Origin of the sequence: Pseudomonas sp. P9_2, from assembly GCF_034008255.1 — a bacterium.
Taxonomy (GTDB): Bacteria; Pseudomonadota; Gammaproteobacteria; order Pseudomonadales; family Pseudomonadaceae; genus Aquipseudomonas; species Aquipseudomonas synxantha_A.
Window position 1 is genome coordinate 813,571 of record NZ_CP125376.1, and the last position, 23,747, is coordinate 837,317.

Here is a 23,747-nt window from a genome sequence, read left to right on the forward strand (position 1 = left end):
TGCACGGTGCACACAGCCCACAATCTCGGCGCCCTACCCGGCGTCGATCACGGTTTTTGTTCGATTGATGACCCGCTGCGACCTGATGATGTGTTCATCTGCAAGCAGGTGCACAGCGCGTCGGTGATTGAATGGCAGTCGGGCCAAGTGACTAATACGGTTGAGGCGGACGGGGTGTTCACCCGGAGCCGGCAGCCAATTGCGGTCATCACGGCCGACTGTTTGCCCATCCTGATCGCAGGCGGTGATTTAGTGGCCGCCATTCATGGCGGCTGGAAGGGCCTGCAACGCGGGATTATCGGCAATGCCGTGCAGCGTTTTATCGATGAAGGCATTAGCGCGGACCAGTTGCGGGTGGCAATTGGGCCGTCGATCAAGCCTTGCTGCTATGAGGTGAGTGAAACGTTCATTGCCCAGTTCCAAGCGGATCAAGGCCACCTATGGGAGGACAGCCAGGCGCCCTGGAGCATTGAGCAAACGACACCGCTACAAGCTCCGCACATTACACCGCCCCACGCCAGGCAAGCGGGAAGTGCCTGGTTTGACTTGAGCGGGTATGGGCTGCTGTTGCTGCAAGCGGCGGGGGTCAAGCGCGAGCAGATCGAGGTGAGTGACGTGTGCACTTATTGCACGTCACCGACGTTTGCCAGCTATCGCAGGAGGACGCATCACTTGGAGGAGCCGAAGACATTGATCTATTCGTGGATTGCTCGTACGACCTGACGGACATACCGTACCTTGTGGCGAGGGAGGTTGCTCCCGCTGGGCTGCGAAGCAGCCCTTGAACCGCAAGCCACCAGCAATCAGCGGCTGATCTTCAACCCCTTGCGCCCCGCATGTCGCTCCAGCGCCAACTCAATCAACCGGCTCACCAACTCGCTGTAGCTCATGCCCGCCGCTTGCCACAGCTTGGGGTACATGCTGATGCGGGTAAAACCGGGCAGTGAGTTGATCTCGTTGATCAGGACTTCGCCCTCATTCGTCAGGAACACATCCACCCGCGCCAGCCCTGCGCAACCCAGCACCTCAAAGGCTTCGATGGCCAGGCGGCGAATTCGCTCGCTGGCTTCATGGCTGATAGCCGCAGGCACCACCACTTGGGCGGCCTGATCGTCGATGTATTTACTGTCGTAGGAATAAAAGCCGTTGCTCACCACAATTTCGCCGCAACCGCTGGCGATGGGGTGATCATTACCCAATACAGCGCATTCGATTTCACGGCCCTGCACGGCGGACTCCACCAGCACTTTTTCATCAAAGCCCAGCGCCAGTTCAACCGCGGCGCGGTACTCGGCTTCGTTGCCGACTTTGCTCACGCCCACTGAGGAGCCCTGGTTGGCGGGCTTGACGAACATCGGCACGCCGAGCTTGTTCGCCGCCGCTTCAAAGGAAGTGCGCGCCGCGTTGCCACGGGTGAGGGTGATGAACGGCGTGACGGCAATACCCGCGTCACGCAGCAGGCGCTTGCTGATGTCTTTGTCCATGCACACGGCCGAGCCAAGCACGTCGGAGCCGACGAAAGGCAAGTCGGCCATACGCAGCAAACCTTGCAGGCAACCGTCTTCGCCAAGGGTGCCGTGGACAATCGGGAAGATCACATCAATATGTTCCAGCAGGCCCTGCCCGGAGGTTTCCACCACCTGCTGGCTGGCCTTGCCGGGCACCACCGCCAATTCGCGGTTGGATTGGTTGAGGGCGATCAGGGCCGGGTTTTCCTGGTTGATCAGGAAGTTCGACGTGTCGTTGAGGTGCCAGTGGCCGGCCTTGTCGATACCGATCAGGATGGGCTCGAAGCGCGAACGGTCGAGGGCATCGACGATGTTGCGCGCCGATTGCAGCGAGACCTCATGCTCAGCCGAACGGCCACCAAAAATAATACCTACCCGCACCTTGCTCATGACCTGGCCTCACTGTTGAAAGTAAGGCTTCTTACCACGGGTAGTCAGCGGTTCGCCACCAGATGCGCCCCGAACAACAGATAGCAACTGCCGGCAAAGCGGTCGAGCCACTTGCGCGAACGGCTGTAGAGGTTGGCCATGCGCTCGCTGGAAAACACCAAGGCTACGCTGGAATACCAACTGAACGACAACGTAGCCATGGTGATGACCGCCAAGGTCAGCAACGTCGGCGAGGGTGAGGGCGGCATGGTCGAGGCGAAGGCCGTGGCGACGAACAGAGCGGCCTTGGGGTTGGACAAATTGCCGAGCAAACCGAAACGCCATGCGGAAAATAATGAACGTCGCGGCTCATCGGGCAACACCGCCTGCCCCGTTGTCGGCGCCGAGCGCTTGAACAGCTTTAGCCCAAGGTAGATCAGGTAGCAACCGCCGATGATCTTGAACGCCAGGTACAACATGGGCGCGGCGGTAAACAGCGACTTGATACCCAGGCCACCTGCCAGCCCCCAAATAATCGTGCCCGTCGCTACGCCCGCCGACGCCACTACGCCGTGACGTCGCGAACAACTGGCGGCCAATTGCGCCGTATTGAAGAAGTTGGGGCCGGGGGTCACCACGGCGACCGTCCACAGCAGCGCGAGCGAGACCAGCGGCGCCACATAGGCAGGGTTGAAAACATCCATGGAGGGTTCACCAGCGTAGTAGACGAACAGCGATCATAGGCCCCGGCCGACGCCTGCACAATCGTACAAGACCCCAGGCAGACAACCGCGGCAGACTCGGTTAACGTGTTCCCACCTCCTTCTGTGACAAGTCACCATGGGCAAACCCACCCACTCCCTCGACTGGCTGCACCGCGCCCCGCACGCCAGCGGCCTGGACCGTATCGAGGCGTACTTTGCCGGTTTCGCATTCGACCCCCATCGCCATGACACCTACGCCATCGGGCGCACGTTGTTCGGCGTGCAGAGTTTTCATTATCGCGGTGGCATGACCCACAGCATGCCTGGCACCACCATGGTGATTCACCCGGACGAAACCCACGACGGCCGTGCCGGCAGCGATGAAGGCTTCAAGTACCGGATGATTTATGTGGAGCCGGCGCTGATCCAGCAGATCCTCGGCGGCAAACCCTTGCCTTTCATTCCCGGCGGCTTGTCCACCGACGCTCGGCTGCACCGTGCCAGCGAGGTATTGCTGCAAAGCCTGGATTGCCCGATTGACCCGATGCAAGAGCAGGACGCCATGTTCGACCTGGCCCAGGCCCTGAGCGAGGCATCCGGTGTCGTCGTCAGCCGTAAATCCTTCGACTACGCAGCCGCCGAACGCGCCCGTGAATTTATCCACAGCGCCCTGGGCCGCAGCATCACCCTGGATGAAATAGCCGACCATGCCGACCGCGACCGCTGGGCGTTATCGCGGGATTTTCGCTTGTTGTTCGGCACCAGCCCCTACCGCTACCTGACCATGCGCCGACTGGACCTGGTGCGCCACTTGTTGGCCCAGGGCCAATCGTTGGTGGATGCGGCCATGACCGCAGGCTTCACCGACCAAAGCCACATGACCCGGCAATTTCGCAGCACATACGGGATGCCGCCATCGCGTTGGGTAAAGATGCTCGGACGCTGAGTGCTGGGTTGGAATACGTTCAAACTGTGGGAGCTGGCTTGCCTGCGATGCAGACACCTCGGTGTATCAGGCACACCGCTATCGCAGGCAAGCCAGCTCCCACAGTTGGATGAGGTGGTGTTGCTGGCATTTGGTCATGGTTTGTAAAGGGCCAGCAAGCTGTGTCCCTTTAAATTGCAGGACGTTTCCGAGACAATCCCTGCCGCCTTGTGCCTGTTGGAATCGATGGCTAGTCTTCGGTCCGTCGCTGGATTTCAGTGATCGGGTTTAGCAGCCTGAGTTCAATAGGCACACGGTCCACATCTGCATTTATGGTGGCTGTGCGCGGGGCACCTTCGGGTGCGCTGGTTTTCCTATTGACCGGTCTGCTAACCCGCGTACAGCTGCCACCCTACGTTTAGCAGCGTTGGTGGTCGCTCCCATGCCCAATAGGAGTTACACCATGACCAAAGCACTTCCCGATCCACCCATGGACTGCCTCGTCGTCAACGAAGACCTCAGCTTCGAAGACGCTCAACTCTATATCTCACACCTGATCAACAGCGCCTCTGCCACCGTGTGGGACTGTTGCGATCACCTGCAACCCCATGACCGTGCCAGAATCCATGCCGCGTGGCATTTGCTGGAGATGGCCAAGACCGTGCTAAACCGCACCATCGAGTGCATGCCACGCACCTGAAAACACGACAAAACTCATGTGGGAGCTGGCTTGCCTGCGATGCAGACACCTCGGTACATCAGGTACACCGAGGTGATGCTATCGCACGCAAGCCAGCTCCCACATTTGGGTTCTGTTGTCGCCAAAATCGAGTTTGGTGTCCGAACGTGCTCTTTAGCTCGACAACTGATTGGCGAACTGCCCGACCGCACTCACCACTTTTTGCGCACCGTCCTGAATTTCCACAATCACCGTACCCGCCTCGGCCGCCAGGGCCAGGCCTTGCTCGGCTTGCAGGCGACCGTCGGCCATCAGCGCAACCGCATCGCGGGCCATGTCCTGGTTCTGGCGCACTACGCCGACGATTTCCTCGGTGGCTTTGCTGGTGCGTGAAGCCAGTTGCCGCACTTCATCGGCCACCACCGCAAAGCCACGCCCCTGCTCACCGGCACGCGCGGCTTCGATGGCGGCGTTGAGCGCCAGCAGGTTGGTCTGCTCGGCAATGCCACTGATGGTCTTGACGATGCTGCCGATCACCTGGGACTGAGCGTTCAGCGCCTCGATACCTTCGCCGGCCTGTTGCATGTGCTGGGCCAGGTCGCGCATCACGTCCACCGCCTGGGTGACCACGGTGGTGCCGCGCTGGGCGCTGTCGTCGGTTTGCAAGGAGGTGCTGTAGGCAATGTTGGCGGCGTCGGCCACCGCCTGCTCGCGGTTGACCTGCTCGGTGATCACCGTGGCGAACTTGACCACTTTGTACAGCCGTTCGTTGGCGTCCAGCACAGGGTTATAGGTGGCTTCCAACCACACCAGGCGACCGTGGCTGTCCACACGCTTGAAGCGCGCCGCCACGAACTCACCGGCGTTCAAGCGCTTCCAGAACTGCTGGTACTCGGCGCTGTTGTATTCCTGCGGTTCGCAGAACATACGGTGATGTTTACCCTGAATCTGCGCCAGGCTGTACCCCATGCTGCTGAGGAAGCGGTCATTGGCGGTGAGCACGTTTCCGTCCAGGTCGAACTCGATCAACGCGGTGGAACGCATCAGCGCGGTGATCAGGTTTTCATGCTCACGCGAACTCTCGATGGTGCGGGTGAGGTCGCTGGAGAACATCGAAAAATGCTTGATATGCCCCTGCGAACTGCGCACCGGCTGCACGATCGAGCGCAACCACGCTTCCTTGCCATTGCCACGCATAAGGCGCACGGCGCCGGCGAAGTGTTCGCCGCGGGCCAGGGCGTGCTTGAAGCGCAACTGAAACTCATCCTGGCGCACATGGGCCGGTACTAGGTCTTCGATTGCACGCCCCACAATCTCACTCAATGAATAAGCCAGTTCTTGCAGGAAGTTGGCATTCGCCCACTCCACCCGGCCTTCGGCGTCCAGCGTCAGGACGAGCATTTCGCTTTCCAGGCTCTCTTTCACCTGTAGCAAGCTCGACAATTCTTCGCGCAGAGCGGTCAGCTCCTGCTTCAGGCGGGTATTGAACATGGGGCACCATTAGGCAAATGGGGTGGGCGTCCTAATCTGCATCGGCGCTGGCGCAATTTTCTAAAGAGAGCTTGCAGCCCAAGTCGAACTATATTTTCAGCGCCATCAGCCCCCATTGAATCGGCACACACCCATCACTTGATATTCCAGGGTATTGAGCTTGCCGCTGGAGTCTTCATAGGTCATGCGCGACGGCACGGCGTTGCACGAGCGGATCGGCGGCGTCACGTTGACCACCTTGGCGATATCCAGATCCATGCCGTAGCGATAGGTCTGCACCTGGGGTACTGCCTTGCCTTTTTTGATCGCGTAAGCGGCCATGGCTTTCTCGTTGCGCTCCATCATCAGGGCAAAGGTGCGATCCCCTCCGCCTTCGGCCAGTGCACCGAACGACAAGACCACCGTTAATACGCCCAAACCCACTGTATAGAAGTTCATGACCAAGTCCTCGACTAAAAGTTAAGTGTCGAGACTAACCAACCAACCCTGACGCCAGGTTCACCAGAACATTACGTATTTGTTAGATGGCCGTTAGTTTCCAGAATCGTAATCTTCACGCAATGCGCCTGTTATACGCCGTTTGCAACTATCAGCCTGGGCCAGATCAATAAGAACGCCTGCCTCTATAAGAAGCCGATAACTGCCATCACCGAGGAGCGCATCATGAATATTCGTCACTACACCCTTCCCTTTTCACTGATGGCCGCGTTGCCCCTGGCCGTGGCGGCAGGGCAGGAAAAGCCCGAGGGTTTTATCGAAGGCAGCAGCCTGAACGTACTGGCGCGCAATTTTTACTTCAATCGCGACGATCGCAAGGGCCAATCCAGCCCCACCGGTAACGGCTATTCCGAAGCCTGGGCGCAGGGGCTGATCAGCCGGTTCGAATCCGGCTTTACCCAAGGCACCGTGGGGTTTGGCCTGGACGCGTTTGCCATGCTGGGGCTCAAGCTCGACTCCGGTGCAGGCCGCAGTGGCGGCAAGGGCTCGTTCGGTGTGTTGCCAGTGGACAGCGCCAATCAGCCCGAAAACCGCTACAGCAAACTCGGCGGCGCGGCGAAACTGCGGGTATTGGATACGGTAATCAAGGCCGGCGACGTATTCCCGCTGACGCCCGTAGTGGCGTACGGCGATTCACGGGTATTGCCCCAAAGCTTTCGCGGTTTCACCGTACAAAACACCAGCCTGGATGGCCTGAGCTTGCAAGGCGGACGCTTGAGCGGCATGAGCCAGCCCAATGAAAGCGGGATGAACAAAGGCTTTGCGACGTTCTATGCGGGCAAGGTCGACTCGCCTTGGATCGCCTACTTCGGCGGAGACTACCAACTCAACAGCCACCTTGGCTTGAGCCTCTACAGCAGCCGCTTGAAGGACGCCTGGGATCAGTACTACCTGGGCAGCAATGCCAACTATGCGCTGACCGACGACGTGTCACTGTTCGGCGATTTCAACTACTACAAGGCCGTGGACGAAGGCCGCAAACGGCTCGGCGAATTCGACAACAACATCTGGAGCGCCAGGCTTGGGGTCAAGGTCGGCGCCCATAGCTTGGCCGTGTCGCACCAGCGCAACAATGGGGACGATGACTTCGACTACCTGCGCCAGTCTGATTCGATCTTCCTCAACAACTCGATCCAGTACAGCGACTTCAATTCGCCCAAGGAGCGCTCATGGATGGTGCGCTACGACCTGGACATGCAGGCGTTCGGCATCCCGGGCCTGTCGTTCATGACCCGCTACGGCAAGGGCACCGGCGCCGACTACAGCAATGCCAACACCGTGTATATGCGTCGCGATGCGGCGGGTAACCCGCTGACCGATCAACGCCGTTGGGAACGGGATATCGAGGCCAAGTACGTGGTGCAAAGTGGGCGTTTCAAGGATTTGTCCCTGCGCTTGCGCCAGGCCACCGTGCGCTCAAGTGCCTTTGAGTCCGATCTGGAAGAAGTTCGCTTGATTGCCGAATATCCACTGGCCGTTTTGTGACACTTACATTCGCTCGCGATTAACTAACATCTGTTCACAAATAGCCGGTTATCAAAATTGTAATATTGGCCTCAGCTTCTCGTTAAGTTCAACTTTCTATACTCGCGCCAACTTATTTACCGAGCACGTTCATCTCTGAAGCTTTTGTGTAGCTCCTTTGGAAAGAGATGAATTTTTAACGCCCCGCTTGGGGCGTTTTTTTTGCCTGCGGCGCGGTGCGACCGACGGTCGCAGTTGACCCTAGAGTTACTTCAGCCTTCAGACTTTTCCCACTTTGATAACAGCCGCCATAAGGACATGGGCGCCTTCTCTCCATCATTCAAGAGGTAACCCCCATGCGTATCCTTGTGATTGAGGACGAGCAAAAAACCGCTGACTATTTGCGACAGGGTTTGAACGAAAGCGGCTACGTGGCCGACTGCGCCGCCAATGGCATTGATGGCCTGCACCTGGCCGAGCAGCATGCCTACGAGTTGGTGATTCTGGACGTCAACCTGCCGGGCAAGGATGGCTGGCAAGTGCTGGAACAACTGCGCCGCAATGGCAACCAGCGGGTGATGATGCTCACGGCCCGCGGCAGGCTGGCGGACAAGATCAAGGGCCTGGACATGGGCGCCGACGATTACCTGGTCAAGCCGTTCGAGTTCCCCGAGCTGCTGGCGCGGGTGCGCACCCTGTTGCGGCGCAGCGAACACATCCCCCAGCCGGAAGTGTTCCGCGTCTCGGACCTGGAACTGGACCCGCGTCGCCACCGCGCCTATCGCGGCACTCGGCGCATCGACTTGACCACCAAGGAATTCGCCCTGCTGCAGGTGCTGATGCGCCAGAGCGGTGAAGTGCTGACCCGCACGCAGATTATTTCGCTGGTGTGGGACATGAATTTCGACTGCGACACCAATGTGGTGGAAGTCTCCATCAGCCGCCTGCGCGCCAAGGTCGACGACCAGAGCGAGGTCAAGCTGATCCACACCATTCGCGGCGTCGGCTACGTGCTGGAGGCGCGCCCATGAAAACCGGCAGCCTGTCGATGCGCCTGGGTTTGACCGTCAGCCTGATGGGCGCGGGCCTGGTGTTGCTGCTGGCGACCCTCGCCTACCTGGCCCTCACCCATGAGCTTGAAAAACTGGCGCGCAAGAACCTGGAAAGCAAGATGGAACAGATCCAGCACAGCCTCGCCCTGGGCCTGGACGTCCATGGTATTCGCGGCCGCCCACATTCGCTGATGGACCTGGTGATGGGCCACGACAATTTCCACCTGACAATCGTCGGTACCGCGCCCGATAACAGCGTGCTGCTGAACGTCGGCAGCAAGCCCCAGGAACCACTGCTCACCGACTTCAAGCCACGGGAAACCATTGGCTATCTCAATTGGGTCGACAGCTACGGCAACCAAATACTCAGCGCCTCCAGCCTGATGCGCCTGGCCAACGGTGAACGTGTGCGAGTATTGCTGTCCCTGGACCGCATGGACGACCAGGCATTGCTCAGTGCCTACCTGCGCGCCACGCTGATTGCGCTGCCGCTGCTGTTGATATTGATCGGCATGGGCGCCTGGTGGCTGGTGCAACGTGGCCTGGCGCCGTTGAAGCAGTTCAGCCAGGTGGCGGCGAAAGTCACGACCCAGGACCTCACCCATCGCTTGTCGGTGGACAACTTGCCCCACGAACTGGGTGAACTGGCCCAAGGCATCAACGTGATGCTCGACCGCCTGGATGCCGGGGTGCAGCAACTGTCGCAATTCTCCGATGACCTGGCTCACGAACTGCGCGCGCCCTTGACCAACCTCATGGGCAAGGCCCAGTTGACCCTCTCGCGTGAGCGCCCGCCGCAGGAATACAAGGCGGTGCTGGAATCCAACACCGAAGAGCTCGAACGCCTGGCTCGCATCGTCAGTGACATGCTGTTCCTGGCCCAGGTCAGCCATCCGGCGGCGCGGGCCTCATTCACCGAGGTGTCCCTGGCGCAGGAAGCCCAGCGCGTGATGGAGTTGTTTGCCCTGAGTGCCGAAGACAAACACGTCACCCTGAGCCTGCGCGGCGAGGCCTGGGTGACTGGGGATCGTCTGATGATCCAGCGGGCGATTTCCAATTTGCTCTCCAATGCCATTCGCCATACGCCTGAAGGTTCGAGCATCCTGCTGTTGGTGGAAACCTACGGCCAGAGCGTGTCGCTGTCGGTGGGTAACCCCGGCCGAGGCATCGACGCGCACCACCTGCCGCACCTGTTCGAACGTTTCTACCGCGCCGACAGCAGTCGTACCCGCGCCGAAGGCGGCAACGGGCTGGGGTTGGCCATAGTGAAATCGATCATGCATTTGCATCAGGGGCATGCTCATGTCACCAGCCAGCCGGGGCGTTTCACACGGTTTAGCCTGGTGTTTCCTTTGCAAACAACAGAGATCTCATGTGGGAGGGGGCTCGCCCCCGATGGCAGTGTGTCAGTCAACACATGTATCAACTGACCTGCCGCTATCGGGAGCAAGTCGAATCGTCGCACCGCCCCCCCCACATTGGTTGTGTGGTGCATTCAAGATTGTTATTCGGCCTCTTCTTCACGGCGATGGGCCCACTGGTACAACGCCGGCAGCACCAGCAATGTCAGCAAAGTCGAAGAAATAATCCCGCCAATCACCACCGTCGCCAACGGGCGCTGTACTTCGGCGCCGGTGCCGGTGGCGAGTGCCATGGGGATAAACCCGAGGGACGCTACCAGCGCGGTCATCAACACCGGGCGCAGGCGGGTCAGTGCGCCTTCGTGGATTGCCACCGATAACGAGCGGCCTTCTTCACGCAGGTTGCGGATAAAGGCGATCATCACCAGCCCGTTGAGCACCGCCACACCGGACAAGGCAATAAAGCCCACCCCTGCCGAAATCGATAGCGCAATATCCCGCAGCCACAGCGCCATGATTCCACCAGTCAGCGCGAACGGAATCCCGGTGAACACCAGCAAGCCGTCCTTGAGGTTGTTGAACATCATGAACAGCAGGCCGAACACCAGCAGCAACGCCACCGGCACCACGATACGCAGGCGCTCGGAGGCTTCTTTCAACTGCTCGAATTGCCCGCCCCAGGTGGTCCAGTAGCCGGCAGGGACTTTCACCTGGGTGGTGATGGCGGCTTCGGCTTCCTCGACAAACGAGCCGATATCACGCCCCCGCACGTTGGCGCTGACGATCACCAGACGCTTGCCGTTCTCGCGGCTGATCTGGTTGGGGCCCAGCACCAGGTCGAGGCTGGCGACCTGGGACAAGGCAATAAAGCCCAGTTGCCCCGAGGTACTACCGGCCAGCGCCGGCACCGGAATCAACAGCCGTGACAAGCCTTCGATGTCTGTGCGCAGCGCGTCGGACAAGCGCACCACCATGTCGAAACGCCGATCACCTTCGTACAACGTACCGGCCTGACGCCCACCGACGGCGACAGCGATGGTGTCCTGCACATCGCCCACATTCAGGCCAAAGCGAGCGGCCTTGTCGCGGTCGATATTGATGGTTAGTACCGGCAAGCCGGAGGTCTGTTCCACCTTCACTTCCGAGGCGCCGTTGAGCTTTTGCAGGGTCTCGGCGATTTCCCCGGCGGTGCTGTTGAGTACCGCCATGTCATCGCCAAACACCTTCACCGCCACATCGCTGCGCACCCCGGAAATCAGCTCGTTGAAGCGCAGCTGGATCGGTTGCGACAGCTCGTACGCGCTGCCCGGCACAATCGCACTGGCCCGTTGGATATCGGCAATGAGGGCCTCGCGGGACTTCTTCGGGTCCGGCCATTGGTCCTTGGGTTTGAGCATCACGTAGCTGTCGGAAATATTCGGCGGCATCGGGTCGGAGGCGATTTCCGCCGTACCAGTGCGCGCAAATACCCGCTCGATTTCCGGCACTTGGGCCAGCAAGGTTTTTTCCAGTTGCTGCTGCATCTGCACCGATTGCGTCAGGCTGGTGCCAGGTACGCGCAGCGCCTGCTGGGCGAAGTCTCCCTCGCTGAGGCTGGGGATAAATTCGCTGCCCATACGGCTGGCGACCAGGCCCGATACGACGATGGTCAGCAGCGCCAGGCCAAATACCAAGGCGCGGCGCGTCATCACCCAATTGAGCACTGGGTCATACACCCGGCGTGCGCTACGCATGACGAAGTTTTCTTCTTCCTTGACCTTGCCGGTGACGAACAACGCAATCGCCGCCGGTACGAAGGTCACCGACAGAATCATCGCGCCGAGCAAGGCAATCACCACCGTGAACGCCATCGGGTGGAACATCTTCCCGGCCACCCCGGTAAGAGCAAAGATCGGCAGGTACACCACCATGATGATCAACTGCCCGAAGATCAGCGCCCGTCGCGCCTCTTTGGCAGCAGCGAACACTTCGTGCAGGCGCTCACTGCGGGTCAGCAGGCGGCCGTGACGCTGCTGCGCATGGGCCAGGCGGCGGATGGCGTTCTCGACGATCACCACCGCGCCGTCGACGATAATGCCGAAGTCCAGCGCACCGAGGCTCATCAGGTTGGCGCTGACTTTGTTGGTGAACATGCCGGTGAAGGTGAACAGCATCGCCAGCGGAATCACCATGGCGGTGATCAGCGCCGCACGGATATTGCCCAGGAACAGGAACAACACCGCCACTACCAGCAACGCGCCTTCGAAGAGGTTCTTCTTCACGGTGGCGATGGCTTTTTCCACCAGGTTGGTGCGGTCGTAGACGGTGACCGCCACCACGCCCTCGGGCAGCGAGCGATTGATCTCCTCAAGCTTTTTCGCCACTGCCTGGGACACGCTGCGGCTGTTCTCGCCGATCAACATGAACACGGTGCCCAGCACGACTTCGCGGCCGTTTTCGGTGGCGGCGCCGGTGCGCAGCTCGCGGCCAATGTCGACCTGGGCCACGTTGCGCACGCGGATCGGCGTGCCGTCCGAGGTGGTGATGACAATATTGGCGATGTCATCGATTGATGCCACCTGGCCCGGCGCACGGATCAATAACTGCTCGCCGCTGCGCTCGATATAACCGGCACCGACGTTGGCGTTGTTGCGCTCCAGCGCGGTCACCAGATCGTTGAGCGTCAGGTTATAGGCCGCCAGGCGCTTGGGGTCCGGCGCAATCTGATACTCCTTGGCGAAGCCGCCGATGGTATTGATCTCGGCCACGCCCGGCACGTTGCGCAACTGCGGCTTGATGATCCAGTCCTGGATCACCCGCAAATCGGTGGGGGTGTAAGGCGTACCGTCCTCTTTGCGCGCACCGTCCTCAGCTTCCACGGTCCACAGGAAAATTTCCCCGAGCCCGGTGGAAATCGGCCCCATCGCGGTTTCGATGCCATCGGGCAATTGTCCTCGGGCCACTTGCAGGCGCTCGTTGACCAGTTGGCGGGCAAAGAACAGGTCGGTGCCGTCCTTGAAAATCACCGTGACCTGGGACAAACCGGAACGCGACAGCGAACGCGTCTGCTGCAAGCCCGGCAGGCCGGCCATGGCGGTTTCGATGGGAAAGGTGATGCGCTGCTCGGTTTCCAGCGGCGAAAAACCGGCGGCCGCCGAGTTGATCTGCACCTGCACGTTAGTGATGTCAGGTACCGCGTCGATGGGCAATTTCTGGTAGCTGGCGATGCCGACACCGGCCATCAACAGTACCGCCAGCAACACGATGATGCGCTGCTCGATGGCGAATTGGATAAGGCGCTCAAACATGGGGAGTCACTCGCAGATCAATGGGCGTGTTCGGCCGAGCCTTTGCCCAGTTCGGACTTGAGGATGAAGCTGCCAGCCGTCGCCACTTGCGCACCGGCCTCCAGGCCCTGACGCACTTCGACGTAGCCGTTTTCACTGACGCCCAGTTCAAGATGACGGGTGATAAAGCCGTCTGCGGTGCGTACGAACACCGAGGGTTTGTCCTCGACGGTCTGGATCGCAGCTTGCGGCACGGTGACCTTGGCCTGGTAGGTATCGGTGGCGACCTGCACGGCCACGAATAAACCAGGACGCCAGGCGTCGTCGGGGTTGGGCACCGTCACACGCACGGTGGCGGTGCGCGTTTGCTCGCCGAGCAAGTTGCCGACATACGCCACGGTGCCCAGCACTTCGGTGCCCATTTCCGTCGAGCTGACTTTTACGGGTTTGCCTACACGGACCTTGTTCAAGTCCTTGGGAAAGACACCGAAGGTGACCCACACTTGAGACAGGTCCGAGAGCGTGAACGCGTTGCTGGTTTCACTGACCACCTCGCCCACGCCCAAGTGTTTTTCCACCACCACCCCGGCGAACGGCGCCCGCAGTTCATAGCGATTGCCACCGGCCAGAACTGCGCTGCCGCTGAGGGCGGTCATCTTCTGCCGCGCATTGTTCAGGGCGATTTCGGCCTCTTGCAGGGTTTGCCGCGCCAGCAGGTAATCCTGCTCGGCGGAAATTTTGTCCTGCCACAACTGGCGCTCGCGCTCAAAGGTGGTACGCGCCAGTTCGACCCGGCGCTGGCTGGCCGCCAACTCACTGCGCTGGTCGGAAATCTGCTGGCTGGCGATCACCGCCAACAGCTCGCCTTTTTTTACCGACTGGCCCAGATTGACGTTCACCGCTTCCACCACACCCGCAGCACGGGGCACGATGTGGGAGGTACGGTCTTCATCAAAACGCACCTCGCCGGGCAGCGTCAGCACCGTGCTAATCGAGCGCGGCTGAGCCTGGGCCAGTTGAATACCGGCGGCCTGGATCTGCTGCTCGGTGAGTTCAAGTTTGCCTTCTTCTTCCTCGGCGTGGGCCAAGCCCGATAGCAGCAGGCCCAAGGCGACGGCGAGCGCCATGCCATGTTTTTTGTTCATCAGGGGACTCCAGGAAAAATCAAAACCGGGCGAGGTCGCCGTAAATTCGTTCGATACGCACCCAGGCATCGGTGGCCTGGGCCGTCGCCGCGAGGTACTGGGTGCGGGCCGCGATCAAGGTACGCTGGGCGTCGAGCACATCGAGAAAGTTGAACTTGCCCATCTCGAAGCCACGGGTGGCGCTGTCGACCGCGCTCTGTGCGGCAGGCAGGATCTGTTGGTTGAACGCACGCACTTCGGTGTTCGCCGTTTGCCACAGGTCCAGGGCCTGGCGGGTTTCGGTGCGCAGGCGCAGCTCGGCGGCGTTGCGCAGGTCGCGGGCCTGGTCGGCGCGTCGAGTGGCCGCGAGGATGTTGCCCTGGTTGCGGTTGAACAGCGGGATCGGCATCGACACGCCCACCAGGTTGACCCGCTCGCGCACGCTGGCGTCATACTGGCTGCCGATGGACACATCCAGGTCCGGAATGCGCTGGGCTTTTTCCAGGCCCACGCTGGCTTCGTTCTGCACAATATTGAGTTCGGCCAGGCGCAGTTCGGCGGTTTGCTCAAGACGGGCCAGCAATGGCGCGGCGGCGGGTAACGCCGGCGCGGAGGTGCTTGGCGTGGCGACGGCCTGGAAGTCGGTGGCCGCGCTGCCGGTACTGGTGGCCAGGCGGCGGTAGGCGTCAGTGAGGCCAATCTGGGCGCGGTTCAGTTCCAGGCGGATTTCCGATACCTGCACCTGGGCGCGGGTGGCTTCCACCGGTGATGACTTGCCGGCGGTGACGCGCCCGTTGGCGACCACCAGGCCGCGTTCGGCAAGCGTCATTGAGCGTTGCGCCAGGTCGAGGCGCTCCTGAGCGCGCAGAGCGCCGTAATAGCTGTCGATGACCTCGGCGCGCAACAGGTTGCGGCGCTGCTCCAGGGTCAGCGCGGCGGCATCCTGGGCGCGAGTGGCCACCTCGATGCGCGCACCGCTCTTGCCGCCCAGTTCCAGGGTCTGGCTGAGCTTGATGCTGGTAGTGCGGCTGTTGCGGCGGGTGTCTTCGGCGTCCCAGGAGGCCACCGGGTTGGGGATCAAGCCGGCCTGCTGGCGGCCGCCCTGGGCGATGTCGATTTCCCATTGTGCGGCCGCCAGGTCCGGGTTGTTGGCGAAGGCGGTTTGCAGCGCTGCATCGAGGGTGAGGGGTTGTGCCTGGGCGGCGTTTGCGGATATCCACATTGCCAATGCCGCCGCCCCCAACAGTGTTCTAACGGAAATTGCCATAACGAGAGTTCCACGCCCATGAAGTCGCTGAGGTGTCCCAGCGGAGGCAATGTAGCTGTCGGTACTTATCAGGGCCGTGGGTGAAAGATTACAAATCCGTTAGCCAGGCTCAGGCATGCACGTCGTCGTGATCGTCATGCTGAAAACCCTCGCCCTCGACCTGGATCGTGGCATGGGAAATATCGAATTGCTCGTGCAGTAACTCCGCCACTCGGCTGAGGATCTGTTGCTCAGTACCCTGGGACGCATCCGCGACCAAATGCGTACTCAGCACATTCTTGCCACTGGTGAGGGCCCAGATGTGCAGGTCGTGCACGTCCTTGACCCCAGGCACGCTGCGGATGCCCTGCTCCACCTGCTCGATATCGACGCCTTCCGGCACACCCTGAAGCAGGATGTTCATGCTCGCCTTGAGCAGGGTCCAGGTGCGCGGCAATACCCAAAAGCCGATGGCGGCCGCGACCACGGAATCGACCCAACCCCAGCCGGTGAACATGATCACCAGCGCGGCAATGATCACGCCGACGGAGCCGAGCATGTCGCTCCAGACTTCCAGATAGGCACCCTTGACGTTAAGGCTCTCGCCGCTGGCCGCGCTGAGCAGGCGCATGGAGATCAGGTTGACGACCAGCCCCAGCAGCGCAATCACCAACATGCCGGTGGACTGGATCTCGGCGGGCGCCTGCAGCCGCTGGTAAGCCTCGTACAAGATGTAGAACGCCACGGCGAACAGCAGCAATGCATTGAACGCAGCCGCCAGAATCTCGAACCGCGCATACCCGAAGGTGCGCTTGCGATCTGCCGGGCGCTTGGCGACCTGGATCGCCACCAGGGAAATCGCCAGGGCCAGGGCGTCGGTCATCATGTGCGCCGCATCGGACAACAGCGCGAGGCTGCCGGTGACAAAGGCGCCGATGACTTCGGCCAGCATGAAGCTGCCGGTCAGCCCCAGGGCGATCCATAACTTGCGTTCGTGGCCGGCGCGTACTTGGGCGTGGCTGTGTCCTGCGCTCATGGGATGTCCTTGTGGGTTGGGAGGAAGCGGATCATAGAGCTATAGGCCAGATCCACGGGCATGGTTTGCAAAATTGTCATCTGAGCGCCAGAACGTCGTTAGCGTTGAGCGCACCAAAATCGTTCATGGACACGCTGGGGCAGTTCTATCAGGTATGCTTTTCAAGCCGAAACAAAAAGAAACATATTAGCCAACCTGCTCGATAAGGAGTTCTGTTTTGGAGTTATCGACTGCCGCGTGGATGGTTCACGACACCCGCCTTATGCTCTGCGTCCTGCTGGCCATCGCGAGCATCATCGTGCTGATCAGCGCGACCAAATTGCCGCCGTTCCTGTCGATTCTGATCGGTACCTTTATCGCCGGTGTGGGTGCCGGTCTGCCACCAGAGGAAGTGGCCAAAGCGTTCAGCAAGGGCGCCGGGGCGATTCTGGGTGAGGCCGGGATTATCATTGCCCTGGGCGCAATGCTCGGCGCGCTGATGGCCGAATCCGGCGCAGCCGACCGTATCGCCACTACCTTGCTTGGGCTGGGCAAAGGCAAGTCATTGCCGTGGGTGATGGCGCTGGTCGCCATGGTGATCGGCCTGCCGCTGTTCTTTGAAGTGGGCCTGGTGATGATGGTGCCGATCATCTTTGTGATGGCTAAGCGTTCGAACCAGCCGCTGCTGAAAATCGCCATCCCGGCATTGGCGGGCATGACCACCCTGCACGCCCTGATGCCGCCGCACCCGGGGCCGCTGATTGCCGTGGGCGCGTTGCACGCCGACCTGGGCCTGACCATGTTGCTGGGCTTTTGCCTGGCGGTACCGGCGGTGATCCTGGCCGGGCCGCTCTACGGCAACTGGCTATCCAAGCGCCTGCATGTGGATGAACCCGCCGAGATCGGCGCACTGTTCAGCGCACCGCCCAAGGCCCCGCGCCAGCCGAGCTTTGGGGTGTCATTGCTGATCATTCTGTTGCCGGTGATCCTGATGCTCGGCAGCACGCTGGCCAAAGTCGCGCTGGCGCCGGAAAGCCCCCTCGGCCTGACCTTGAAATTTCTCGGTGAACCGCTGATCGCCCTCGGCCTGGCCGTCATCGCCGCAGTGATTTGCCTCGGCTGGGCCGCAGGCATGCCACGCGCCGACGTCGGCAACACCTTGCGCAAAGCCCTGGCGCCCATCGCCGTGTTGCTGCTGACCATCGGCGCCGGTGGCGGCCTCAAGCAAACCCTGCTGGACGCAGGCGTCAGCCAGACCATCAGCAAGATCGCCGAAGGCGCGCATATGCCCTACCTGTTGCTGGCCTGGCTGATCGCCGTGGCCCTGCGCCAAGCCACCGGCTCGGCCACCGTCGCTACCACTACGACGGCGGGCATCCTCGCGCCGATGATGGCCGGGTTGGCGGCAACGCAAAGCTCATTGGTCGCCCTCGCGATTGGCGCCGGCTCGGTGTTTTTTTGTCACGTCAACGACGCCGGGTTCTGGATGGTGCGTGAGTACTTTGGCTTGCAGTTGAAGCAGACGATATGGGTGTGGTCCGTGTTGCAGACGATTGTTTCGGTGGTTGGGTTGGTGGGTACCTTGTTGCTCTGGCACTTCCTGACCTGACCCTCAGGCGGCCAAGGTGTGGCGTTTGCCAAATAACGCCACACTTCCCACCCCCACCGCCCCCATAACCACGCAATACCCCACGCAGACCCACGGGCTGGTCGGCATCAGCGCGATCAACAGCAGCGGCGTAGTACTCGCCCACAGCGCATAGGCAATGTTGTAGGTGAAGGAAATGCCCGATACCCGCACCTGCGCCGGAAACAGCCCGACCATCACCGACGGCACCGCGCCCACCACGCCGCAGCTCAAGCCTGCCACGGCGTACGCCGCGCCCAGCCACACGCCGCCGCTGATCAGGCTGGCGTACAGGATAAAAATCCCTACCGGCAGCAACAGGCTATAGACCAGCACCGCGCGCCACGCGCCGATGCGGTCCACCAGCAGGCCGGCGAGGACGCAGCCGATATTCAGGAAGACGATGCCCAACGCGCTCAGGGCGAAGGTGTGGCTGGGGCTCATGCCGAAGGTTTTCTGCATCATGGTCGGGGTGATGACCACCAGCACCACCACGGCTGAGGTGAGTACGCAGGTCAGGATCATGGCCGGCAACAGCACGGCGCGATGCTCGCGCAGCACGGTGCGTAATGGCATTTCGGCGGCGGCCTGGCGACGCGCCTGCATTTGGAGGAACACCGGGGTTTCGCTGAGCCAGCGACGCAGCCATACGCCAATCACGCCGAATACGCCGCCGAGCAGGAACGGGAAACGCCAGGCGTAGTCGAGGATTTCGGTGGGGGTGAAGACTTGCGCAAGCAAGGTCGCGGTCAATGCGCCCAGCAGGTAACCGAAGGTCAGGCCCGCTTGCAAAAAGCCCAAGGCGTAGCCGCGATGGTGGCGCGGTGCGTGCTCGGCAACGAAGGTCCAGGCGCTAGGCACTTCGCCGCCCACCGCAGCACCTTGCAGCACGCGCAGTGCCAGCAGGATCAGCGGCGCGAAATAACCGATTTGCGCGTAGGTCGGCATGATGCCGATCAGCAGGCAGGGCAAGGCCATCATCAGGATGCTCAAGCTGAATACGCGCTTGCGCCCCAGGTGGTCGGCAAAGTGCGCCATCAGGATGCCGCCCAGCGGACGGGCGAGGTAGCCGGTGACGAAGATGCCGAAGCTTTGCAACAGGCGCAGCCACTCGGGCATCTCGGGCGGGAAGAACAGTTGGCTGAGGGTCAGCGCAAAGAACACGAAGATAATGAAGTCGTAGATTTCCAGGGCTCCACCCAAGGCGGCCAGGCCCAGGGTTTTGTAGTCGGAGCGGGAAAAACGCTGCGCCCGTGGGGAAAAGGTGGCAGTCATGTGCAGGCTCGGCAGACAAACAAAATGGCGTGCAGGTTATGAGCTGAACCCATTGAAGGCAATCACGACGGATATATTTGTTTTACTCATTGATCGTTGAAGATAACTACATTCCCAAATCAATGGGGGTAGAGGAACATGCCGTAAAACTGCCAAACCCCATAATAAATACAAGAGGAAAGCTTCATGGCCGATGCTATCGAAGAAAGCCGCTACGCTCGATTTGCCCTGCGTTGTTCCAATTTTGCCGAGCGCTGGTTTCCCGACTCCTGGGTGTTTGCCGCTCTCGCGGTGATTATCGTCGCCGTGGCGACCTTGGGCATGGGCGCAGCGCCCGCCGAAGCGGCCAAGGCATTTGGCGACGGGTTCTGGAGCCTGATCCCGTTCACCATGCAGATGGCGTTTGTGGTGATCGGCGGTTATGTAGTCGCCAGCTCCCCGCCCGCAGTGAAGTTGATCGACCGCTTGGCGCGCATCCCCAAGAACGGTCGTTCGGCGGTAGCCTGGGTGGCGTTGATTTCCATGGTGGCATCGTTGCTCAACTGGGGCTTGTCCCTGGTGTTCGGCGGTTTGCTGGTGCGGGCGTTGGCCCGTCGTGCCGATTTGCGCATGGACTACCGCGCCGCCGGCGCTGCGGCATACCTGGGCCTCGGTGCCGTGTGGGCGTTGGGGCTGTCGTCGTCAGCCGCCCAGTTGCAGGCCAACCCGGCCAGCTTGCCGCCGTCGATCCTGTCGATCACCGGGATGATCCCGTTCACCGAAACGATCTTCCTGTGGCAATCCGGTGTGCTGCTTCTGGCGCTGATCGTGGTGTCGCTGATCATTGCCTACGCGACCGCGCCCGGCCCCAACAGTGCACGGGATGCCAAGGCCTGCGGCGTCGACCCGGCCTTTAACCTGCCCAAGCCGCAACCCCCGACGCGTCCAGGGGAATGGCTGGAACACAGCCCGTTGCTGACAATCCTGCTGGCATTGCTGGCAGCCGGCTGGCTGTTCCATGAGTTCTCGACCAAGCCGGCGATCAGCGCCATCTCCGGGCTCAACACCTATAACTTCCTGTTCATCATGGTCGGCGCCCTGCTGCACTGGCGCCCGCGCAGCTTCCTCGATGCCGTGGCCCGTGCGGTGCCGACCACCACCGGCGTGCTGATCCAGTTCCCGCTGTACGGCTCGATTGCCGCGCTGATGACGGTGGTCAAGGGCGGTGACGGCCAGACCCTGGCGCACCATATCTCGACGTTCTTCACCTCCATCGCCTCCCACGACACCTACGCGCTGCTGATGGGCGTGTATTCGGCGGTGCTGGGTTTCTTCATCCCATCGGGTGGCGGCAAGTGGATTATCGAGGCGCCCTATGTGATGCAAGTGGCCAATGACCTGCAATACCACCTGGGCTGGGCGGTGCAGATCTACAACGCCGCCGAGGCACTACCGAACTTGATCAACCCGTTCTATATGCTGCCGCTGCTGGGGGTGTTGGGGCTGAAGGCGCGGGACTTGATCGGGTTTTCGTTTGTGCAGTTGCTGGTGCATACGCCGCTGGTGTTGTTTTTGCTGTGGGCGCTGGGGACGACGTTGAAATATTTGCCGCCTGTGATGCCCTGAATAACGGGTGACCGCAACTGTTGGTAGAACAGCTGCGGTCAAGGATTTACAGGAAGGCGTGCCAATAGATCAGGTAATGCACTCTGTATCGTGTCCCAAACAACATCCAAGTTGATATCGAAGTAACCATGAGCGATTCGGTTGCGCATCGCTCGCATATTGCGCCAAGGAATATGTGAATGGCGTGCCGCGAAGTCCGGATGCTGATCCATGATTTTCGTCGACGCTTCACCAATGATGATCAGGCTCATGACCACAGCTTGTTGTGTTCGCCGGTCCGCCAAAAACGCTTCTTTGCTCAAGCCCTCTAAAAAGTGATAGCGTCAGTGGCAGCTTGCCTTATGTGCTCCAGATAATCCCCTAAGCGATTTTCTGTCATACAGGACGGGCCTCAGCCAACACCTTGGCGCGAAATTTCAAAGGCAAGTCGCCAGGCGTCAACAGGTCGACATTGACGCCTAACAAGTCCTCAAGCTCGACCTGCAACCCGCCAAGATCAAAAAGAGTTGTCCCCGGTGGCGCATCAACCAACAAATCAAGATCACTGCCTTCTTGGTCGGTACCCGTTAATACAGACCCAAATACTCTCGGGTTTGATATTTGGAAATGTCCTATCACTTCTCTGACAGCTGCTCGTTGTAGATCAAGTGCAGTTGAAGGTTTCACGACTCACCTCGGTGGTGTGCATTAGAAGCTCAGTCTAGAAGCGCTTACTGTGTGTAGACACGCTCCGCTCATCACATGTGTGTCTTCGTTCCGTCACATTCCATTGCTACCGTCCTGCGAAATATCTTGCAACATCTCGCCAAGGACTCCCCCCGCAATGAGTGACGAGCACAACGACCGCCCTGCCCCCAACTCTGCCCCCAACACGCCGGTCGACACCAGCCGTCGGCGCTTCCTCGGCGGTGCGGCGGTGTTGGGGGTAGGCGCGACCTTGAGTGCCTGCGGCCATACCAGCGAAGCACCGAGCACACCGGTAGCCCGGCCGCTCACACCCCAGGAGCTGGACAAGGCCTTGAGCGACCAGGTTAAAACCGTGGTGGTGATCTACGCCGAGAACCGCAGCTTCAACAACCTGTTTGCCGATTTCCCCGGGCTTGAAAAACCACTGTCAGCGTTATCTGCCACTGACACCCGGCAGCGCGACCGCGACGGTAGTGTGCTGGCCAGCCTGCCGCCCACATGGGGCGGTGTGTTGCAAGTCGGCCCGCAAACGGTGGACGGAGTGACCTACCCCAGCGGTGTGCAATTCCAGGAAAACCTGCCCAACGCACCGTTTGCCCTCAAGGGCCCGAACGCCGAAGACCTGCCATTGAGCTTGGTGACCCGCGACCTGTGGCACGTGTTCTATCAAAACCAGATGCAGATCAACGGCGGCAAGAACGACGGTTTTGTCGCCTGGGGCGATGCCGGGGGCCTGGTGATGGGCCATTACGCCCAAAGTCGTTATTCCCTGCGCCTGTGGGACGTGGCCAGGGAGTTTGTGCTCTGCGATAACTTTTTCCAGGGCGCATTTGGCGGCTCGTTCCTTAACCACCACTACCTGATCAGCGCCACGGCGCCGGTTTATCCCAATGCCGCGCAGTCGGTGGCCAAGGCGCAGATCGCCACGCTGCAAAGCGATGACCCCACCGACACGCGCCTCAAGCCGCTGGACGCGTCCCCGGCCAGCGCCATGACCGGCCCGCCGCAGTTCGGCCCCAGCGCACTGACCCCGGACGGTTACGCCGTAAACACCCTGGCCCCGCCGTATTGGCCCACCTGGATTCGCGATCCGCAAAACCCGGATTACTCAAAGCCTGACCTGCCCAATGTGCTGGTGCCGCAAACCCACGAGCACATTGGCGACAAGCTGTCGAAAAAGCACGTCGACTGGGCCTGGTATGCCGGCGCGTGGCAGGCCACTCTGGAGCAGTTCAAGGACTCAGGCGGTATCCCCAAGATTCCAAACTTCCAGTACCACCATCAGCCGTTCAACTACTTCAAGCAGCAGGGTCCGCAAAACCGTGCGGAACGTGATAAACGCCTGCGCGACGGCGGCTTGGGGGATGAATCAAGCACGAACAAGTTCTTCGCCGATGCCCAGGCCGGCAAGCTGCCGGCCGTGAGTTTCTACAAACCCCAAGGCAACCTGAACATGCACGCCGGTTATGCCGATGTGGCCTCGGGCGACCGCCATATCGCCCGCGCCCTGAAAGTGCTGCAAGAGAGCCCGCAGTGGAAAAACATGGTGGTGGTGGTCACCGTCGATGAAAACGGCGGCTGGTGGGACCATGTCGCGCCGCCCAAAGGTGACCGCTGGGGCCCGGGCACGCGGGTGCCGGCCCTGGTGGTGTCGCCGTTTGCGCGCAAAGGCACGGTTGACCACACGGTGTACGACACTGCATCGATCCTGCGTTTGATCACCCGGGTGTTCCAATTGGAGACTCTGGACGGCCTCAAGCAGCGTGACGACGCGATGATCGCTCGCGGCCAGAAGCCCATGGGCGACCTGACCAACGCTTTGCAATTTCACCCGTAGAGGCTTATCCAATA

Annotated in this window: 19 protein-coding genes and 2 pseudogenes; 9 read left to right on the plus strand and 12 right to left on the minus strand. The window is 60.8% G+C overall.

What is annotated here, in order from left to right; genetic code table 11:
• The first annotated feature begins 6 nt into the window (after positions 1–6).
• Positions 7–723: a polyphenol oxidase family protein gene (locus QMK52_RS03610; RefSeq protein WP_194440017.1), complete on the plus strand. Its 717-nt coding sequence runs from the start codon at positions 7–9 to the stop codon at positions 721–723.
• An 80-nt stretch (positions 724–803) separates the two neighbouring features.
• Here QMK52_RS03610 and ddlA read toward each other — a convergent pair whose 3' ends face one another.
• Together ddlA and QMK52_RS03620 are read right to left on the minus strand one after the other, a co-directional pair.
• Positions 804–1,898, minus strand: a complete 1,095-nt coding sequence (gene ddlA / locus QMK52_RS03615) for a D-alanine--D-alanine ligase (RefSeq protein ID WP_005784557.1) — start codon at positions 1,896–1,898, stop codon at positions 804–806.
• Between the two features lie 44 nt (positions 1,899–1,942).
• Positions 1,943–2,581 (minus strand): LysE family transporter, encoded by a 639-nt coding sequence (locus tag QMK52_RS03620; protein WP_005784554.1) that lies wholly within the window; start codon positions 2,579–2,581, stop codon positions 1,943–1,945.
• Between the two features lie 136 nt (positions 2,582–2,717).
• Here QMK52_RS03620 and QMK52_RS03625 point away from each other — a divergent pair, with 136 nt between their 5' ends.
• Positions 2,718–3,527, plus strand: a complete 810-nt coding sequence (locus QMK52_RS03625) for an AraC family transcriptional regulator (RefSeq protein ID WP_320403817.1) — start codon at positions 2,718–2,720, stop codon at positions 3,525–3,527.
• A 442-nt stretch (positions 3,528–3,969) separates the two neighbouring features.
• On the plus strand, positions 3,970–4,206 hold the full coding sequence (locus QMK52_RS03630) for a hypothetical protein (protein WP_005784550.1): 237 nt from the start codon (positions 3,970–3,972) through the stop codon (positions 4,204–4,206).
• 153 nt (positions 4,207–4,359) lie between these two features.
• Here the strand turns inward: QMK52_RS03630 and QMK52_RS27300 are convergent, their stop codons facing one another.
• The 3 genes and pseudogenes from QMK52_RS27300 to QMK52_RS03640 all read right to left on the minus strand — a co-directional run bounded on the left by QMK52_RS27300 (position 4,360) and on the right by QMK52_RS03640 (position 6,114).
• On the minus strand, positions 4,360–4,791 hold the full coding sequence (locus QMK52_RS27300; RefSeq protein ID WP_371920264.1) for a methyl-accepting chemotaxis protein: 432 nt from the start codon (positions 4,789–4,791) through the stop codon (positions 4,360–4,362).
• A gap of 108 nt (positions 4,792–4,899) precedes the next feature.
• A pseudogene (locus QMK52_RS27305) lies at positions 4,900–5,676 on the minus strand (PAS domain-containing protein); the annotation flags it as partial.
• A 105-nt stretch (positions 5,677–5,781) separates the two neighbouring features.
• Positions 5,782–6,114: a DUF2790 domain-containing protein gene (locus QMK52_RS03640; RefSeq protein WP_194440014.1), complete on the minus strand. Its 333-nt coding sequence runs from the start codon at positions 6,112–6,114 to the stop codon at positions 5,782–5,784.
• A gap of 225 nt (positions 6,115–6,339) precedes the next feature.
• Between QMK52_RS03640 and QMK52_RS03645 the strand changes: the two genes are divergently transcribed.
• From QMK52_RS03645 to QMK52_RS03655, 3 genes are all read left to right on the plus strand, one after another.
• Positions 6,340–7,659, plus strand: a complete 1,320-nt coding sequence (locus QMK52_RS03645) for an OprD family porin (protein ID WP_320403818.1) — start codon at positions 6,340–6,342, stop codon at positions 7,657–7,659.
• Between the two features lie 335 nt (positions 7,660–7,994).
• Positions 7,995–8,669: a heavy metal response regulator transcription factor gene (locus QMK52_RS03650; protein ID WP_005784544.1), complete on the plus strand. Its 675-nt coding sequence runs from the start codon at positions 7,995–7,997 to the stop codon at positions 8,667–8,669.
• A complete protein-coding gene (locus QMK52_RS03655) occupies positions 8,666–10,120 on the plus strand; it encodes a heavy metal sensor histidine kinase (RefSeq protein ID WP_320403819.1) in 1,455 nt (484 codons plus the stop codon). The genes QMK52_RS03650 and QMK52_RS03655 overlap by 4 nt, the downstream gene beginning before the upstream one ends.
• A gap of 74 nt (positions 10,121–10,194) precedes the next feature.
• On the opposite strand, the gene QMK52_RS03660 is transcribed toward QMK52_RS03655, so the two are convergent.
• From QMK52_RS03660 to QMK52_RS03675, 4 genes are all read right to left on the minus strand, one after another.
• Positions 10,195–13,338 (minus strand): CusA/CzcA family heavy metal efflux RND transporter, encoded by a 3,144-nt coding sequence (locus tag QMK52_RS03660; RefSeq protein WP_320403820.1) that lies wholly within the window; start codon positions 13,336–13,338, stop codon positions 10,195–10,197.
• Between the two features lie 17 nt (positions 13,339–13,355).
• Positions 13,356–14,462: an efflux RND transporter periplasmic adaptor subunit gene (locus QMK52_RS03665; protein WP_005784540.1), complete on the minus strand. Its 1,107-nt coding sequence runs from the start codon at positions 14,460–14,462 to the stop codon at positions 13,356–13,358.
• A 19-nt stretch (positions 14,463–14,481) separates the two neighbouring features.
• Positions 14,482–15,708, minus strand: a complete 1,227-nt coding sequence (locus QMK52_RS03670) for a TolC family protein (protein WP_320403821.1) — start codon at positions 15,706–15,708, stop codon at positions 14,482–14,484.
• A 109-nt stretch (positions 15,709–15,817) separates the two neighbouring features.
• Positions 15,818–16,723 (minus strand): cation diffusion facilitator family transporter, encoded by a 906-nt coding sequence (locus QMK52_RS03675; RefSeq protein ID WP_320403822.1) that lies wholly within the window; start codon positions 16,721–16,723, stop codon positions 15,818–15,820.
• 217 nt (positions 16,724–16,940) lie between these two features.
• On the opposite strand from QMK52_RS03675, the gene QMK52_RS03680 reads away from it, so the two are divergent.
• Positions 16,941–18,311, plus strand: a complete 1,371-nt coding sequence (locus QMK52_RS03680; protein WP_320403823.1) for a gluconate:H+ symporter — start codon at positions 16,941–16,943, stop codon at positions 18,309–18,311.
• A 3-nt stretch (positions 18,312–18,314) separates the two neighbouring features.
• Here the strand turns inward: QMK52_RS03680 and QMK52_RS03685 are convergent, their stop codons facing one another.
• Positions 18,315–19,604, minus strand: coding sequence for an MFS transporter (locus QMK52_RS03685; RefSeq protein ID WP_005784531.1), 1,290 nt, complete (start codon positions 19,602–19,604; stop codon positions 18,315–18,317).
• Positions 19,605–19,790: 186 nt separating this feature from the next.
• On the opposite strand from QMK52_RS03685, the gene QMK52_RS03690 reads away from it, so the two are divergent.
• Positions 19,791–21,209: a short-chain fatty acid transporter gene (locus tag QMK52_RS03690; protein WP_194440008.1), complete on the plus strand. Its 1,419-nt coding sequence runs from the start codon at positions 19,791–19,793 to the stop codon at positions 21,207–21,209.
• A gap of 38 nt (positions 21,210–21,247) precedes the next feature.
• Here QMK52_RS03690 and QMK52_RS03695 read toward each other — a convergent pair.
• A pseudogene (locus QMK52_RS03695) lies at positions 21,248–21,588 on the minus strand (DUF86 domain-containing protein).
• Positions 21,585–21,875, minus strand: a complete 291-nt coding sequence (locus tag QMK52_RS03700; protein WP_005784525.1) for a nucleotidyltransferase family protein — start codon at positions 21,873–21,875, stop codon at positions 21,585–21,587. The pseudogene QMK52_RS03695 and the gene QMK52_RS03700 overlap by 4 nt, the downstream one beginning before the upstream one ends.
• A gap of 157 nt (positions 21,876–22,032) precedes the next feature.
• Here QMK52_RS03700 and acpA point away from each other — a divergent pair, with 157 nt between their 5' ends.
• On the plus strand, positions 22,033–23,733 hold the full coding sequence (gene acpA / locus QMK52_RS03705) for an acid phosphatase (protein ID WP_320403824.1): 1,701 nt from the start codon (positions 22,033–22,035) through the stop codon (positions 23,731–23,733).
• Positions 23,734–23,747: the final 14 nt, after the last annotated feature.

Bases quoted from the DNA above. Each gene is read 5' to 3' on its own strand.
- QMK52_RS03660 (WP_320403820.1), bottom strand. From the start codon at position 13,338: ATGTTTGAGCGCCTTATCCAATTCGCCATCGAGCAGCGCATCATCGTG.
- QMK52_RS03645 (WP_320403818.1), top strand. From the start codon at position 6,340: ATGAATATTCGTCACTACACCCTTCCCTTTTCACTGATGGCCGCGTTG.
- QMK52_RS03630 (WP_005784550.1), top strand. From the start codon at position 3,970: ATGACCAAAGCACTTCCCGATCCACCCATGGACTGCCTCGTCGTCAAC.
- QMK52_RS03685 (WP_005784531.1), bottom strand. From the start codon at position 19,604: ATGACTGCCACCTTTTCCCCACGGGCGCAGCGTTTTTCCCGCTCCGAC.
- QMK52_RS03670 (WP_320403821.1), bottom strand. From the start codon at position 15,708: ATGGCAATTTCCGTTAGAACACTGTTGGGGGCGGCGGCATTGGCAATG.
- QMK52_RS03650 (WP_005784544.1), top strand. From the start codon at position 7,995: ATGCGTATCCTTGTGATTGAGGACGAGCAAAAAACCGCTGACTATTTG.
- QMK52_RS03620 (WP_005784554.1), bottom strand. From the start codon at position 2,581: ATGGATGTTTTCAACCCTGCCTATGTGGCGCCGCTGGTCTCGCTCGCG.
- QMK52_RS03675 (WP_320403822.1), bottom strand. From the start codon at position 16,723: ATGAGCGCAGGACACAGCCACGCCCAAGTACGCGCCGGCCACGAACGC.
- QMK52_RS03640 (WP_194440014.1), bottom strand. From the start codon at position 6,114: ATGAACTTCTATACAGTGGGTTTGGGCGTATTAACGGTGGTCTTGTCG.
- ddlA (WP_005784557.1), bottom strand. From the start codon at position 1,898: ATGAGCAAGGTGCGGGTAGGTATTATTTTTGGTGGCCGTTCGGCTGAG.
- acpA (WP_320403824.1), top strand. From the start codon at position 22,033: ATGAGTGACGAGCACAACGACCGCCCTGCCCCCAACTCTGCCCCCAAC.
- QMK52_RS03665 (WP_005784540.1), bottom strand. From the start codon at position 14,462: ATGAACAAAAAACATGGCATGGCGCTCGCCGTCGCCTTGGGCCTGCTG.
- QMK52_RS03690 (WP_194440008.1), top strand. From the start codon at position 19,791: ATGGCCGATGCTATCGAAGAAAGCCGCTACGCTCGATTTGCCCTGCGT.
- QMK52_RS27300 (WP_371920264.1), bottom strand. From the start codon at position 4,791: ATGCGCGACCTGGCCCAGCACATGCAACAGGCCGGCGAAGGTATCGAG.
- QMK52_RS03625 (WP_320403817.1), top strand. From the start codon at position 2,718: ATGGGCAAACCCACCCACTCCCTCGACTGGCTGCACCGCGCCCCGCAC.
- QMK52_RS03655 (WP_320403819.1), top strand. From the start codon at position 8,666: ATGAAAACCGGCAGCCTGTCGATGCGCCTGGGTTTGACCGTCAGCCTG.